Here is a 14,451-nt window from a genome sequence, read left to right as displayed (position 1 = left end):
TTTTATGCACACGCGGGACATTTCCCGTAAACTTCAAGCTTATGATTTTCAATTTGATAACCCGGAATTTCATTTTGAATTGTATTAATCGGACATATTGAAATTTGTTTGGTTTCTCCGCACGACATACAAATAAAATGGTGATGATGATGGTCTACATCACAGTGCATACGGAAATGCTTCTCTCCAGACAACTCTGTCTCTTCTAATATACCAAGCTCTACAAATGTATGTAGGTTTCGGTAGATCGTATCAAAACTCATTGATGGAAATTCTTGACGCAACTCGTTCGCTACGTCTTTAGCTGTCACATATTTATCCGTTTGTGTCAACAATTCAACGAGCCGTTCTCGTTTGTCGGTTCGTTTAAACCCATTTTCCTTTAAGACAATCCATGCTTTTGTATTATTCATAGAATCTTCCTCCGTTTCCTAGATACATACCCAATGACGATGAGCAAGATAACAATCGATGTTAAGACAATGGTAGCTCCTGGAGCGAGGTCTAAATAAAATGCCGTGACAAGTCCAATGATGACAGATGTTTGTCCAAAGGCCAAGGACCAGAACAGCGCTTGTCGGAAACTCTTGGCTAAACGCATAGCGGCTGCAACTGGAAGAGTCATCAATGAAGAAACAAGTAATATCCCAACGATTCGCATCGATGCCGCAATGACAAGCGCAGTTACAATCATAAATAAGAAATGGACTGTACGAGCAGGAAGTCCTGTCGCCGTCGCATATTCCCCATCAAACGATAACACAAATAATTCTTTAAAGAATGCCACTAAAAAAAGAATCACAATGACTGTTACTACCACGACCACCATCATATCTTGAAAACTGACGGCAGAGACTGACCCAAACAAATAAGAGAACAAATCTGTGCGGAACCCATCAGCTAATGAGATAAAGAGGGCTGCAAGACCGAGACCTGCAGACATGATAATGGGAATCGCCAGTTCTTCGTAATGTTTATATAAATTGCGTAATTTTTCAATTAGAGTAGATCCTGCTACGGCGGATGCCATACCTAAATAAAGTGGGTTGAGCGCTGCAAAAGCTGGTACGCTTTGACTGATCAATAGACTCCCCGCAATTCCCGCAAGTGTAACATGACTCAATGCATCCGCAATAAGGGACAGTCTTCGAACGACAATGAACAAGCCGAGTAATGGCGCAATGATACCAATCAGAATGCCTGAAATAAAGGCCTGTCTCAAAAAGTCATACGTTAAGATTGCTTCAATCATGACCTGTCCCCTCCCTTATGCATCACACGGCGAACAGGGTGACCATACCATTCCTCCAATTGTTGATCCGGTAATTGTTCCAATTCTTGCTGATACCCATGGAAATGAATTGTGCGGTTTAAACAAGCTACATGACTGATACTTTTTGAAACGGCATCGACGTCATGTGTAATTAAGAGGATGGTAATGTCATGATGTGTATTCAAATGTGTCAACATGCGATAAAATGATTGCATATTTTGTTGGTCAATCCCTACTGTTGGCTCATCAAGAAGTAGTATTTTAGGCTTGCTAATAAGCGCGCGTGCAATAAATACACGTTGCTGCTGACCTCCAGATAGAGCGCTGATCGGTCGATTTATATAGGCTTGCATGCCAACAGATATCAATGCGGCTTTTACTTGTTGTTCCGCGTCTTTCGGATATCTGTGAAATAAACCTGTTTTCTTTGCCAGCCCACTTCTCACGACTTCAAACACCGTAGCAGGAAACCCGCTATTGAAGCTATTTGACTTTTGTGAAACATACCCAATACAAGCCCTATCCTTAAATTCACTCACGGGTTTTCCGAATAAATAGACCTCGCCTTGCATCGGTTTAAGAAGACCTAATATCAATTTCATCAGTGTCGATTTTCCTGACCCGTTCGGTCCGATGATAGCTAAAAAGTCTCCTTCATTCACTGTTAACGATACATCTTTTAAAGCTTCTGTTTTTTCATAAAAATAATTTACATTTTTCAATTCAATATAAGGAGTCATATACGACCCTTCTCTCTAATAATAATGATTCCGATTTACACTTGAATTAGTATAAGGGATTTTTCTCTCATTGTAAATTAAATGAAACTAAAAGACCATGAAGCCGATGAAGCTACATGGTCTTATAATCTATTTATACAGTTAGTAATTCCTCAAGAGCGGCTTCATGAAATACTTTATTACGTAGCATCTCGATTTCAATTGCATAGGGGGCACGTTTATTTTTGGCGTCTGGGCCGACAAAAGGTGTCTCTAAGATTTTGGGAAGAGCCGCTAATTGCGGATGATGGACGATGTATGATAAGGCGTCAAAACCAATCTCTCCATGACCGATATTCGCATGGCGGTCTTTGCGCGCTCCTTGAATGTTTTTAGAATCATTGACATGAACAACTTTGAGTCGATCAAGACCTACAATTCGGTCAAACTCCTCAAGTACACCATCAAAGTCTTCCTTGATTGCATAACCGGCATCATGTACGTGACACGTGTCCATACAAACAGATAAGCGTTCGTTGTGTGTGACCCCATCCATAATCATCGCAAGTTCTTCAAAGCTATGGCCTACCTCTGACCCTTTTCCTGCCATCGTCTCTAGCGCAATTTGAACCTCACTTTTATTTTCAAGTACTCGGTTAAGACCTTCTACAATACGAGCGATCCCGGCTTCACTACCTGCACCTACATGGGCACCCGGATGAAGAACAATTTGTTTAGCACCAAGAGCATAGGTTCTTTCAATTTCTTTTTGTAAGAATTCCACACCAAGCTCGAATGTTTCTGGCTTGGTGGTATTTCCAAGATTGATAATATACGGCGCGTGGACAACGATATGCGATAATCCATTCGCTTGCATATGCTTTACCCCTTCTTCGATATTAAGCTCTTCTATCGGTTTACGTCGGGTATTTTGCGGAGCTCCTGTATAAATCATAAATGTTGTTGAGCCGTAGCTCAGTGCTTCTTCACTGGCACCAAGCAGCATTTTCTTGCCATTCATTGATACATGTGAACCAATTAACACTCTACTTCCTCCTAGCGCTTACGATTGCGAATTTTACGCTCCCGTTTCTTTACTTTATCCATTTCCCATTTCATGTTGCGTTTATAGCCCGGTTTCACTTTTTTAGGCTTCCGGACGAGCGCTTTTGCTTTCGCATCAATTTCATTCTCTTGCTTTGGACGGTTTTTACGTGCGTGACGGTCTTTCAGTTCAGACCATTCACCGTCTTTTACATCCATATGCTTAAATGTGATGCCCATTTTTTCAATGCGAACAAGTGCATCTTCATCTTCCGGTTGGTACAGAGCAATTGCTTGGCCATCAAGACCTGCACGGGCCGTACGTCCAACGCGGTGAACGAAGAATTCTAGATCATCTGGAATTTCGAGATTAATGACATGACTCACACCTGGAATGTCGATCCCACGAGCAGCAAGGTCTGTCGCCACAATATATTGATATTCCAAGTCGTGAACAGCCTGCATCATACGCTTGCGGTCACGAGGTGCTAGGTTACCGTGAAGAAGGCCAACCTTGAATCCATTTTCATTTAAATGCTTGGCTACTTCATCAGCAAAGGATTTTGTGTTAACAAAAATAATGGCTAAGTACGGGTTGATTCCTTTTAATACTTCGATGAGACGATTTTTCTTCGACTTTCCGCGAACAGGCACTGCAAAGAATTCAATTCCTTCAGCTACGGGGCGTTTGTCACCAATATGAACGTGTTCTGGAGAAGACATATATTTTTTTAAGAATGGTTGTAGTTTTTCTGGGATGGTTGCTGAGAAGACATACATATTTAAGTCCTCTGGCATCTTTCCGGCAAACTGGTCGATATCTGTGATAAATCCTAAATCGAATGCAAGATCTGCTTCATCAATAACCAACGTATTTGCTGTATGGACATGAAGAGCACCTTCCACCATAAGGTCTTTAATACGACCTGGTGTCCCCACGACGATGTGAGGTTGTGTAGACAATTTTGCAATCGAACGGGCTTTATCCGTTCCACCGATAAATAACTTCGACTGAATATCGGAATGCTCAATTAACTGTTGTAATGCTTTATGAATTTGAGTCGCCAGTTCACGCGTTGGCGAAGTAATAATCGCTTGAAGCTCTTGTTTTTCCGGATCAATTTTCTCAACAATAGGTAATAGAAAACTATGTGTTTTCCCTGTTCCTGTATGAGATTGCCCAATTGCGCTTTTCCCTTTCATTATTAAAGGAATCATGCGTTGTTGAATGGGTGTTGGTTTTTGGAAATTCAACTCGTTAATGGCGTCCATAACGAAAGGTTGAAAATTGTAATCACTAAATTTGGACATAGAAGTCACTCCTATCAGATTGCTTTGCTTTATTGTAACATGCCTTTAACGTCTTCCTAGACTTTTCATATACTACGTATGAAAGGAGTGGCCCATGAAATACAGAGAATTTTATCCCTTTACTCAAACTCCCTCCATTAAAAAAACAGACAATCTGCGTGAATGGCTACAAGTCGCAAATGATCTTGCGCCTCTACTCAAGCAGTTAAGTCCGTTGCTTCAACAGTTTTCGATGATGGCTAGCCTGCTACAAGGATTCTCTAGTCCAGTTCAGCAGGAACGAAAAAATACACACTCTCGTGATTCTACCGTATTTACGCCAAAATAGCTATACTTTGCTCCGAATCACTTCCTTCGTTATAATGTAGATAGTATGAGTTGTGAAAGGAGTTTCACTATGAAAGTTAAAAAAATATCACCACGCGGATACTGTTACGGCGTAGTGGACGCCATGGTCATAGCGCGCAATGCGGCGATGGACACAAGTCTACCTCGTCCGATTTATATACTAGGAATGATCGTTCATAACAAACATGTGACAGATGCTTTTGAAGAGGATGGCATTATTACATTGGATGGACCAAATCGTTTAGAAATCCTACAACAAGTCGAATCGGGAACCGTCATTTTTACAGCACACGGAGTTTCTCCACAAGTGAGAGAACTCGCTCGTCAAAAAGGTCTCGTCTCAATCGATGCCACGTGTCCTGACGTGACGGTAACCCATGATTTAATTGCAGAAAAAACAGCAGAAGGCTATGACATTCTTTACATCGGGAAAAAGGGACATCCGGAGCCGGAGGGTGCAATCGGTGTCGCCCCTGACCACGTGCATTTAATTGAAAAACTAGAAGATGTCGATCAACTGACTTTGACTAATGACAAGTTACTTGTGACGAATCAAACGACGATGTCTCAGTGGGATGTTGTCAACTTGATGCAAGCTCTTGAAGCCAAGTTCCCAACAATTGAAGTTCATAAAGAAATTTGTCTTGCTACTCAAGTTCGACAAGAAGCTGTGGCAGAACAAGTCGGAGACACCGACCTCTTGATTGTTGTAGGTGACCCGATGAGTAACAATTCGAATCGCCTCACGCAAGTTTCGGAGGAAATTGCGTCTACACCATCTTACCGAATCGGGGATTTATCCGAATTGAAATTGGAATGGCTCGAAGGCGTTGAAACGGTTTCTGTAACAGCAGGTGCATCTACACCAACACCAATTGTTAAAGAAGTGATTAACTTCCTCGAAGCGTTTGACCGAAATGATCCGGCAACACATGATACAACGAAAAAAGTAACAAACGATAAGATTCTTCCAAAAATTAAAATCCCGAAACCAGTTGTACGTATCGAACCGTATGCTCAATAAAAAAAGTCTGCCATGTGTGGCAGACTTTTTTATATGACTTCAAATGGTTCCGTTGAAAGCTCCGACGCGTGAAAAACAGGACGTTTTTTCTCCTGCTGCATCATCTTAGTCATATATTCTACAGTTCCTTTTTTCATAACGGACTCTATATGATGCCCTGCATCTATAATAGACAATCCATTCGCATTGGCGTCCTGAGCTGTATGAAAATCAATGTCACCCGACACAAGTACGTCCGCACCAGCACGCTTCGCATCAAAAATATACTTACTCCCATTCCCACCTAAAACCGCCACTCGCTCAACAGTTTGGGAACGATCTCCTGCAATACGGACAAAAGGAACTCCTAAATGGGTTTTAACGTAGTTTGCAAAGTCTTCGAGGCTAGTTGGTTCTATAGATCCGATACGGCCCAAACCATGTTCATTGGCTTGAATTGCCATTGTATAAAGATCATATGCCACCTCCTCGTATGGATGTGAGCGGAACATTGCCTTTAGCACACGACTTTTTAACGATTGAGGAAAGACGACTTCAATTTTCTCCTCATCGACCATTTCCATCTTGCCAATTTCACCGATAAAGGGATTCGCCCCTTCAGCCGGACGGAACCTTCCTGTACCTTTAATAGAATAAGACACATGTTCGTAATCCCCAATTTCACCTGCTCCGGCTTCCGCTAATGCTTCTCTCACTTGTTTTGTTTGTTCAAGTGGTGTAAAAACCGCAAGCTTCATCACAGGTTCATTGTACGTTTCTGTTAGGATTTTTTTGTTTTGCAATTGTAATGCATCCGCCAACATATCATTGACGCCACCTATCGCAATATCAAGATTTGTATGCGCTACATAAACCGCAATATTGTGCTTGATACACGTTTCAATCATGGCCCCTAGGTACGTCGATGTATCGACTGCTTTAAGTTTCGAAAAGATAGGAGGATGGTGGGCGATAATTAGCTCACATTTTTTAGAAATTGCTTCTCCTATCACTTCTGGTGTAACATCTAGTGTCACAAGTACATTCGTCACAACTTTATTTAGTGTTCCGATATGAAGTCCGATAGGGTCCCAATCATAGGCTAGACTTGGCATAGCCCACTTTTCAAATAATTCAATGACACGATTTCCGTTCATTTAAAGAACCTCCTCTACCATTTGAATCTTGATGCGTAATTCTTCCTTCTTTTCTAGAATTTCAGGACGTTCCTCAGCTGGCAAGTGTTCTAAGATACGAACCCATTCCTGCTTTTCACGAAGCCACTTCTTTTGGAAAGTCTCAGACTTCTTCTTCATTAAAATGGGTCCGAGTAGTCGTTGTGCTTCAGTCAACGTCATATTTCCTTTTTCAAGAACGAGGATTTCATAGATTTTTTGATTTTCTTCTAAGATATCTTCGTCGACAATGTTCCACTCATTCTTCTCGGCCCACTCCCGGATTGACCACGCATGAATATTCGGTTGCAAGATTAAGCGAGACGCAAGAGCTGCATTTTTTTCTCCTCGGTCAAGGATCTTCGCAATGAGTGGTCCCCCCATGCCTGCAATCGTTATCGTAGAAATTTCATCTTCTGAACGAATAACTTCTAGACCATCGCCCATTCGGACTTCAACCCGGTCAGTTAGTCCTTCGCTTCGAACTTGACGTTCTGCCGATTGAAATGGACCTTTTACCACTTCACCTGCTATGGCAAAATCAATAAGTCGATGTTTTGCCAGATAACAAGGTAAGTACGCATGGTCACTTCCGATATCAGCAAGTCGTGCATTTTTTTCTACATAAGAACCTACCCGTTTCAGGCGTTCTGATAATTGTTCACTGTTCATAACAACACCTCACTACACAGTATACCGAATTTAACGACAAAGTAAAAAACCTCACCCAAATGGATGAGGCTTCTCGACAACCTATTCTAATGATTTTACCCATGCAGCCATCGCATCGATATGTTCTGCTTCTACTAGGCCACCTGGCATTGCACCTTTACCGTTTGCAATGATGTCTGCGATTTCTTCTTCAGAAAGCTCAGTACCTACAAGTGCAGGGAAATTACCTTGTCCTTCATAGCTGCTTCCGTGACAGCTGATACATTTTTGCTGAGCTACAGCTTCAGGGTCAAATTCGCCTGCAGATGCACCTTCTCCACCTTCAGCGCCTTCTTCACCGTGTTCTCCTGATTCAGCTATTTCTGCCTGGTTTCCAATACCCTCAACAGAAAGGAAGAAAATAAGTCCGATCCCGAAAAGCATAATTAAAATGTACGGAATGATTGGATTCTTTGTCATCAATAACCCTCCCTCTTGGTCACACTATCACTAATAACATTAGTCAACATCATTATTGTACTCCATTCGTCAAAAAACGAAAAGGGAAATGAGGTAAGTTTTGATGCTTTGTGACAAATTCGACAAATCTCTTAACAGCCAATATGACGCGCAATGACCATGCGTTGCACTTCAGAAGTTCCTTCTCCAATTTCGAGTAGCTTCGCGTCACGCATGTAACGCTCCACTTCATATTCTTTCATATAGCCGTAGCCTCCATGAATTTGAATGGCTTCATCCGCCACTTCCATTGCAATTTCAGATGCATATAGTTTGCACATTGCAGCTTCCTTACCGAATGGACGATCTTGATCCTTTAGCCAAGCAGCTTTATAAACCATCGTACGTGCAAGTTCAATCTTCAGTGCCATATCTGCTAATTTGAATTGTGTAATCTGGAACTCAGACAATGATTTGCCGAATTGTTTTCGCTCTTTCGAGTATTGGAGAGCACGATCAAATGCGGCTTGTGCGATGCCGACTGCCATTGCGCCGATCCCAATACGGCCACCATCAAGCGTTATCAAAAACTGCTTAAAGCCATTTCCTTGGACGCCTAAAAGATTTTCTTTAGGCACTCGGACATTTTCAAAAACAAGTTCCGTTGTATTTGACGCATTGAGACCCATTTTCTCGTAGTTATCGATTATCGTAAAGCCTGGTGCATCTGTTGGTACAATAATTGCTGAAATTTCTTTATGACCATCTTTTTGCCCTGTAATGGCGGTAATCGCTAAGTGTTTGGCATGGCTTGCATTGGTTATGTACACTTTGCTTCCATTGATGACCCACTCATCGCCATCAAGCTTTGCTGTTGTTTGTGTACCACCAGCGTCCGACCCTGCATTCGGCTCTGTTAATCCAAACGCACCGAAAGATTCCCCTGTACAAATCGGTGTCAGATATTTATTCTTTTGTTCTTCCGTTCCGAATAAGTTTAGTGGAGCACCCCCTAGTGAAATATGAGCAGAGTACGTGATTCCTGTCGAAGCACATGCACGACTAAGTTCTTCCGTCACAATTGCAAAGCTGATCGTATCAGCCCCTGAACCACCATACTCTTCGGAAAATGGTAGACCCATCATACCCATATCTGCTAGTTTCTCAAAAACTTGTTTTGGAAACTCTTTTGTCTTATCTCGTTCAATGGCTCCTGGTGCCACTTCGTCATTTGCAAAATCGCGCATCATTGTTTTTAGCATTTTGTGTTCCTGTGATAAATCGAAATTCATGTTGTTCCATCCCCTTTACATCCCTTAGTAAACGCTTACATGATTGATTATACAGAACTATTTGATAAAATGGCATAAAAATGAATGTGAATTTAAACACATACCAGATGTGGAGCAGGCTCGACCTGAAATTCGGTCAAATGACAGCGTGGACAAGGAGGCGTCCTTTGCCTCCATGGACGCGATGGCATTTGGCATGGATTTTAAGCCTGCGCAACTCGATATCACTAGATGTGGAGCCACCTGCTCCAGAAACTCCGAGAAAATCAGGTGTGCCCAATGAGGCGCTCTTTGCCTCAATGGGTGCAAATGATTTTGAAGTGTGTTTCTTGAGTTCGTAACTCGATTCCACCCAAACAAAAAAACCGCCCTACATAAGTAGGACGGCATATATGTTAATCTAAGAAATCTTTTAAACGCTTGCTGCGAGATGGGTGGCGAAGCTTGCGCAACGCTTTTGCCTCAATCTGACGGATTCGCTCACGAGTGACACCGAAGACTTTCCCTACTTCTTCAAGTGTACGTGTACGGCCATCATCCAATCCAAAACGAAGACGTAACACATTCTCTTCTCGGTCTGTAAGCGTGTCTAATACATCTTCTAACTGTTCTTTTAACAGTTCATACGCAGCGTGATCTGATGGAGACTGTGCGTCTGCATCTTCAATAAAATCACCTAAGTGCGAGTCGTCCTCTTCCCCAATGGGTGTTTCAAGTGAAACGGGCTCTTGTGCAATTTTAAGAATTTCACGTACTTTTTCTGCCGGAAGATCCATTTCTTCTCCAATTTCTTCAGGAGATGGTTCGCGACCTAAATCTTGTAGAAGTTGTCGCTGCACACGAATCAATTTATTGATGGTTTCTACCATGTGCACCGGAATTCGAATTGTACGAGCTTGGTCCGCAATCGCACGCGTAATCGCTTGACGAATCCACCACGTTGCATACGTACTGAATTTGAATCCTTTGCGATGATCAAATTTTTCAACTGCTTTGATCAGACCCATGTTTCCTTCTTGAATCAAATCTAAGAACAACATGCCTCGGCCGACATAGCGCTTGGCAATACTTACAACAAGACGAAGATTCGCTTCTGCTAACCGTTTGCGTGCTTCTTCATCGCCTTGCTCAATACGTTCTGCAAGTTCGATTTCTTGTTTAGCACTTAAAAGTTCAACACGCCCAATTTCTTTCAGATACATGCGGACGGGATCATTGATTTTTACTCCAGGAGGAACACTTAAATCATTCAAATCAAATGTTTCTGTTTCATTTTTCTTCATCATTTGATCGAGTTCTTCTTCATCGCCTTCTTTTCGGCCAAGTTCAATACCTTTACCTTCTAATTGGTCGATGAACTCTTCAATCTGGTCAGACTCAAGTTCAAATGTCGCTAATTTCTCAGCGATATCCCCATAAGTCAACTCACCATTTTTCTTTCCTAACTCGATTAATTGTTTCTTTGCATCTTCTAATGACAATTCCAAATCCTCTTTCACCTGATCTGATTTCTCTGCCATAAGAATTCCTCCTTTACCTGCCTGTATGACGTTAAACTGAATGAATGGAACGTTTTAATTCGATCGCTTCTTTCGCGAGTTCAAGCGCCTTAGCGTAATCTGACATTTTTTCTGCAAGCTTTGCTTCATGCATGATTTCTTCAATACGTTTCTCTACCCGATATTTGCGTAGTTGACGCATACAGTCTTCAATTTCTTGTTTGTTGCTTTCGGGGTCACGGTCCATCATCGTTGCTTGCATAAAAAGTTTCTTTAAATGCGGATATTCAGTTGTTTCGATTAAACGTTGAAAATCTCCTGCCGGATATTTTTCATAAAATGCGGCAAGATGTAAATATGCTTCCGTAAAATCTTCATGGACGAATAAATCCATGTTTTCCGAAGTGGCCATATGACCAATCTGGTCTGGATCTTCAATAAGATGAGCTAGAAGAAGGTACTCTGCACGTTCTGTCGCATTTAATTTTCGCGTCGTTGGTGTAACTTGTGGAACGGGTGGTTTTTCTTGATTATTTTTTTTTGCTCGTGATGCAAGTAGTTTGCGCAGTTGTTGCTGTAATACTTCTAATTCCAGATTTGTGTCTTCCGCTAATTGTTTTACATAGAGTGATTGTTCAATAGGTGATGCGCGCTTCGCAATTAACTCTAGTAATTGATTTGTATAGTGTAAGACGTCTGAATCTTGTTTAAGGTTCAATCCTTTTCGGTGGTAGAGCATGTAAAAGCTCATTTCCGACAACCCTTTTTCCGCAACAAATTGCTGGAGCTCTTCGGGTCCTTTGACAGAAAGAAAGTCATCCGGATCGGCTTGGTCTGGCAACACAATAACGGAACGCTTTAATTGTCGGTCGTTCTGTGTAGCTTCTAACGCCTTTCGTGCTGCTTCCATTCCCGCTTTATCTCCATCAAAGCAAAAGAGGAGTTCATTTGTTAATCGTTTTAAATGCGTCACATGCTGCTGTGTCAATGCAGTTCCCATCGTACCTACAGCGTTTTCAACTCCCGCTCGATGGAAGGCGATAATATCCATAAATCCCTCTGCAACTACAACTTGTTTTTTCATTCGTATTGCCACCCGGGCTTGGTGAAGGTTATAAAGGACCTCATTCTTCTTGAACAGGTCCGTCTCCGGACTATTCATGTATTTCGCATCTTCAGTAGAATCATGTAAAATACGACCTGAAAAAGCAATCACTTGGCCTTTATCATCGCATATGGGAAACATGATTCGACCGCGAAATCGATCAAAAAATGAATCTCCCTGATCTTTTCGTATGATTAAACCGCACTTTTCCATATTATCCAAGTCAAATTCACGTTGTTTTAATACATTCGTCAATCCGTCCCAGCGTGGAAGTGACCAACCAATTTGAAACTTTTTAATAATTTCTTCTGTGATTCCTCGGGCTTTCAAATAGGCAAGAGCTTCTTCACCTTCCACTGTATTCAGTAGTAAATGATGATAGTAAGATGCCGTAAATGTATGCGCTTTTTTCCACGCATGATGGGAGGGGTTGGTTGCTTTTGGGACATGCTCATCACTCTTGATATCAACGTCTATTCCTGCACGATTCGCTAGTTTTGCGACAGTTTGCTGAAAGGATAGCCCCTCGATATCCATAAGAAATGTCATAACATTTCCGCCGGCTCCACAACCAAAGCAGTGAAAAATTTGTTTTTCTTGCGCAACAGAGAAAGAAGGTGTTTGCTCTCCATGAAATGGACACAAACCAAAATAATTTCGTCCCCGCTTCGTCAGCTGTACATATTCAGAGACCACATCGACGATATCCACGGAAGACCGTATGGTATCGATCGTTTGTTCATCAATATGTTGGCTCATCGTGTCACCTACTCTTTGCATACTCATAATCTTTCAACAAGGCGGAACGAAAATCCTGCAAAAATCGACACTTATTATAAAAAAAATAAATTAATAATCACAAACAATAAGTATATACTATTTTTGACCTATCTGCTATGCATCTTTTAGAAATTTCTTAAGATACAGCGTAATAAAATCCGGACGTAGATTCCGTCCGGATTTTTAAACTACCATGTAAAAGTGGATTACTCATTTTTTTCGGAGATATTCTTGCCTCTTCGAAATAATAATATTGGCTGTCTCTTCGACTGCACGATTCGTTACATCGATTACTTCACAACCGATACGTTCAACCACACGATCAAAGTGCTTTAATTCTTCTTGAATCCTTTCAATTTTAGCGTAATTCGCGTCATCACTCAAGCCAATTGCTTTCAATCGCTCCCTGCGAATCGAGTTTAATTTTTCCGGGTTGATGATAAGTCCAAAACACTTAGAAGGGTCAATTTGAAAAAGTTCCTCCGGCGGATCTACTTCGGGAACGAGAGGAACATTCGCCACTTTCCAACGTTTGTTCGCCAAATACTGTGAAAGTGGTGTTTTCGATGTACGAGAAACTCCTACTAAGACGATATCAGCCTGTAACAGTCCCCGAGGATCCCGACCATCATCATATTTAACAGCAAACTCCACTGCTTCAATTTTGGCGAAGTAATCTTCATCTAATCGGCGTACAAGACCTGGTTCTTGCATCGCTTGCGTGCCTATGATTTTCTCAAAGCTTTTAATCACTGGCCCCATCAGATCAATGATCTCTACATTCACTTTCTCCGCGAGCAGATTGATATGCTGCTTCATGTCATCACGAACCAGAGTATAGATGATGAGTGCGCCATGGAGCTTCGCAAGTGAAACGATTTCTTCGATATGTTCTAGTGAATCAATATGAGTAAATCGTTTGATTTGTGCTTTGTGATACACTTGTTCAAATTGACTAAGTGCTGCTTTGGCCACAAGCTCTCCTGTTTCCCCAATGGAATCTGACACAATAAAAATCCGCATAAAGTGCCTCCCTTAAATATCGTGTTCTTCTGAAAGCGCAAGAAATGCGCGTGTAATTGTTGTTTTTGTCACTCGTCCAATCACTTCTAAGCCCTTTGCCGATTGTTTGACAACCGGAAGCGAGTCGATTTGGCGGTCCATTAATTGTTGTGCTGCACTAAGTAGAGTGTCCTCTTTATGACACACTGTAATATTAGGCATCCGCGTCATCATCATATGGACGGGCATCTTTGTTAAATCTTGATTTCCGATTGCGATACGTAAGAGATCTTTCCGAGATACTACACCAGATAAGTTGCCTTCTTTCGTTGTCACGAACATAGAGCCCACATCCTCCAAGAACAGTTGACAAATCGCATCGTATACCGAGATATGCTCTTGAATGACCACAGGAACCGATTGAAAATCTTTTACTTTCCATTTCGTCATCGTATCAGTAATCGCTTGTCCTGATTTTTTTCCCGAATAAAAATATCCGACACGAGGTCGTGCATCCAAATATCCTGCCATTGTTAAAATAGCTAAATCCGGACGAAGTGTCGAACGAGTTAGACTTAGACGGTCTGCAATCTGCTCTCCCGTAATCGGTCCATTCTCTTTGACAATATCCAGAATCTCTACTTGTCGTTTATTGAGTTCGATTGTTTCCACCGCCTCAAAGTTCATCAAAATTTCAGTCTAATTATAGCGCACATAAGGGATGATTGCTAAGTAAACTTGCTCATGCTATACTAATTTTATTCAAATAGAGACGGTGAATGGACAATAA

Annotated in this window: 16 protein-coding genes; 3 read left to right on the top strand and 13 right to left on the bottom strand. The window is 41.6% G+C overall.

What is annotated here, in order from left to right:
• Positions 1-2: 2 nt before the first annotated feature.
• The 5 genes from ACFO0S_RS13800 to ACFO0S_RS13780 form a co-directional block, all read right to left on the bottom strand.
• Positions 3-413 carry a Fur family transcriptional regulator gene (locus tag ACFO0S_RS13800; RefSeq protein ID WP_378142678.1) on the bottom strand — a complete coding sequence of 137 codons (411 nt, stop codon included), beginning with the start codon at positions 411-413 and terminating at the stop codon, positions 3-5.
• Entirely contained in the window at positions 410-1,252 is an 843-nt protein-coding gene (locus ACFO0S_RS13795) for a metal ABC transporter permease (RefSeq protein ID WP_378142677.1), read from the bottom strand. The genes ACFO0S_RS13800 and ACFO0S_RS13795 overlap by 4 nt, the downstream gene beginning before the upstream one ends.
• A complete protein-coding gene (locus ACFO0S_RS13790) occupies positions 1,249-2,013 on the bottom strand; it encodes a metal ABC transporter ATP-binding protein (RefSeq protein WP_378142676.1) in 765 nt (254 codons plus the stop codon). The genes ACFO0S_RS13795 and ACFO0S_RS13790 overlap by 4 nt, the downstream gene beginning before the upstream one ends.
• 133 nt (positions 2,014-2,146) lie before the next feature.
• Positions 2,147-3,037, bottom strand: coding sequence for a deoxyribonuclease IV (locus tag ACFO0S_RS13785; protein WP_378142675.1), 891 nt, complete (start codon positions 3,035-3,037; stop codon positions 2,147-2,149).
• An 11-nt stretch (positions 3,038-3,048) separates the two neighbouring features.
• Positions 3,049-4,347, bottom strand: coding sequence for a DEAD/DEAH box helicase (locus ACFO0S_RS13780; protein ID WP_378142674.1), 1,299 nt, complete (start codon positions 4,345-4,347; stop codon positions 3,049-3,051).
• Positions 4,348-4,441: 94 nt separating this feature from the next.
• Between ACFO0S_RS13780 and ACFO0S_RS13775 the strand changes: the two genes are divergently transcribed.
• Together ACFO0S_RS13775 and ACFO0S_RS13770 are read left to right on the top strand one after the other, a co-directional pair.
• On the top strand, positions 4,442-4,675 hold the full coding sequence (locus ACFO0S_RS13775) for a hypothetical protein (protein ID WP_378142673.1): 234 nt from the start codon (positions 4,442-4,444) through the stop codon (positions 4,673-4,675).
• Positions 4,676-4,744: 69 nt separating this feature from the next.
• The gene (locus ACFO0S_RS13770; RefSeq protein WP_378142672.1) at positions 4,745-5,719 is read left to right on the top strand and encodes a 4-hydroxy-3-methylbut-2-enyl diphosphate reductase; all 975 of its coding nucleotides are present in this window, start codon (positions 4,745-4,747) and stop codon (positions 5,717-5,719) included.
• Positions 5,720-5,748: 29 nt separating this feature from the next.
• Here ACFO0S_RS13770 and ACFO0S_RS13765 read toward each other — a convergent pair whose 3' ends face one another.
• The 4 genes from ACFO0S_RS13765 to ACFO0S_RS13750 all read right to left on the bottom strand — a co-directional run bounded on the left by ACFO0S_RS13765 (position 5,749) and on the right by ACFO0S_RS13750 (position 9,275).
• Entirely contained in the window at positions 5,749-6,855 is a 1,107-nt protein-coding gene (locus ACFO0S_RS13765) for a Nif3-like dinuclear metal center hexameric protein (protein WP_378142671.1), read from the bottom strand.
• Entirely contained in the window at positions 6,856-7,545 is a 690-nt protein-coding gene (locus ACFO0S_RS13760; RefSeq protein ID WP_378142670.1) for a tRNA (adenine(22)-N(1))-methyltransferase, read from the bottom strand.
• Positions 7,546-7,626: 81 nt separating this feature from the next.
• Positions 7,627-8,004 carry a cytochrome c550 gene (cccA, locus tag ACFO0S_RS13755; RefSeq protein ID WP_378142669.1) on the bottom strand — a complete coding sequence of 126 codons (378 nt, stop codon included), beginning with the start codon at positions 8,002-8,004 and terminating at the stop codon, positions 7,627-7,629.
• A gap of 131 nt (positions 8,005-8,135) precedes the next feature.
• A complete protein-coding gene (locus ACFO0S_RS13750) occupies positions 8,136-9,275 on the bottom strand; it encodes an acyl-CoA dehydrogenase (protein ID WP_378142668.1) in 1,140 nt (379 codons plus the stop codon).
• 167 nt (positions 9,276-9,442) lie between these two features.
• Here ACFO0S_RS13750 and ACFO0S_RS13745 point away from each other — a divergent pair, with 167 nt between their 5' ends.
• Positions 9,443-9,616, top strand: coding sequence for a hypothetical protein (locus tag ACFO0S_RS13745; RefSeq protein WP_378142667.1), 174 nt, complete (start codon positions 9,443-9,445; stop codon positions 9,614-9,616).
• Positions 9,617-9,670: 54 nt separating this feature from the next.
• Here ACFO0S_RS13745 and rpoD read toward each other — a convergent pair whose 3' ends face one another.
• From rpoD to ACFO0S_RS13725, 4 genes are all read right to left on the bottom strand, one after another.
• Positions 9,671-10,795, bottom strand: a complete 1,125-nt coding sequence (rpoD, locus tag ACFO0S_RS13740) for an RNA polymerase sigma factor RpoD (protein ID WP_378142666.1) — start codon at positions 10,793-10,795, stop codon at positions 9,671-9,673.
• Positions 10,796-10,826: 31 nt separating this feature from the next.
• Complete coding sequence (dnaG, locus tag ACFO0S_RS13735) at positions 10,827-12,638, bottom strand: DNA primase (RefSeq protein ID WP_378142665.1); 1,812 nt, start codon at positions 12,636-12,638, stop codon at positions 10,827-10,829.
• 231 nt (positions 12,639-12,869) lie between these two features.
• Positions 12,870-13,682, bottom strand: coding sequence for a pyruvate, water dikinase regulatory protein (locus ACFO0S_RS13730; RefSeq protein WP_378142664.1), 813 nt, complete (start codon positions 13,680-13,682; stop codon positions 12,870-12,872).
• A gap of 12 nt (positions 13,683-13,694) precedes the next feature.
• Positions 13,695-14,333, bottom strand: coding sequence for a helix-turn-helix transcriptional regulator (locus ACFO0S_RS13725; RefSeq protein ID WP_378142798.1), 639 nt, complete (start codon positions 14,331-14,333; stop codon positions 13,695-13,697).
• Positions 14,334-14,451 lie beyond the last annotated feature (118 nt).

The sequence above is a fragment of the Chryseomicrobium palamuruense genome, assembly GCF_042649045.1.
GTDB classification, from domain to species: domain Bacteria; phylum Bacillota; class Bacilli; order Bacillales_A; family Planococcaceae; genus Chryseomicrobium; species Chryseomicrobium palamuruense.
Note: the sequence above shows the minus strand (reverse complement) of the source record. Positions and strands in the feature narration are given on the sequence as shown.

Bases quoted from the DNA above. Each gene is read 5' to 3' on its own strand.
- dnaG (WP_378142665.1), bottom strand. From the start codon at position 12,638: ATGAGCCAACATATTGATGAACAAACGATCGATACCATACGGTCTTCC.
- ACFO0S_RS13800 (WP_378142678.1), bottom strand. From the start codon at position 413: ATGAATAATACAAAAGCATGGATTGTCTTAAAGGAAAATGGGTTTAAA.
- ACFO0S_RS13780 (WP_378142674.1), bottom strand. From the start codon at position 4,347: ATGTCCAAATTTAGTGATTACAATTTTCAACCTTTCGTTATGGACGCC.
- ACFO0S_RS13795 (WP_378142677.1), bottom strand. From the start codon at position 1,252: ATGATTGAAGCAATCTTAACGTATGACTTTTTGAGACAGGCCTTTATT.
- ACFO0S_RS13730 (WP_378142664.1), bottom strand. From the start codon at position 13,682: ATGCGGATTTTTATTGTGTCAGATTCCATTGGGGAAACAGGAGAGCTT.
- ACFO0S_RS13750 (WP_378142668.1), bottom strand. From the start codon at position 9,275: ATGAATTTCGATTTATCACAGGAACACAAAATGCTAAAAACAATGATG.
- ACFO0S_RS13760 (WP_378142670.1), bottom strand. From the start codon at position 7,545: ATGAACAGTGAACAATTATCAGAACGCCTGAAACGGGTAGGTTCTTAT.
- ACFO0S_RS13765 (WP_378142671.1), bottom strand. From the start codon at position 6,855: ATGAACGGAAATCGTGTCATTGAATTATTTGAAAAGTGGGCTATGCCA.
- cccA (WP_378142669.1), bottom strand. From the start codon at position 8,004: ATGACAAAGAATCCAATCATTCCGTACATTTTAATTATGCTTTTCGGG.
- ACFO0S_RS13775 (WP_378142673.1), top strand. From the start codon at position 4,442: ATGAAATACAGAGAATTTTATCCCTTTACTCAAACTCCCTCCATTAAA.
- ACFO0S_RS13790 (WP_378142676.1), bottom strand. From the start codon at position 2,013: ATGACTCCTTATATTGAATTGAAAAATGTAAATTATTTTTATGAAAAA.
- ACFO0S_RS13770 (WP_378142672.1), top strand. From the start codon at position 4,745: ATGAAAGTTAAAAAAATATCACCACGCGGATACTGTTACGGCGTAGTG.
- rpoD (WP_378142666.1), bottom strand. From the start codon at position 10,795: ATGGCAGAGAAATCAGATCAGGTGAAAGAGGATTTGGAATTGTCATTA.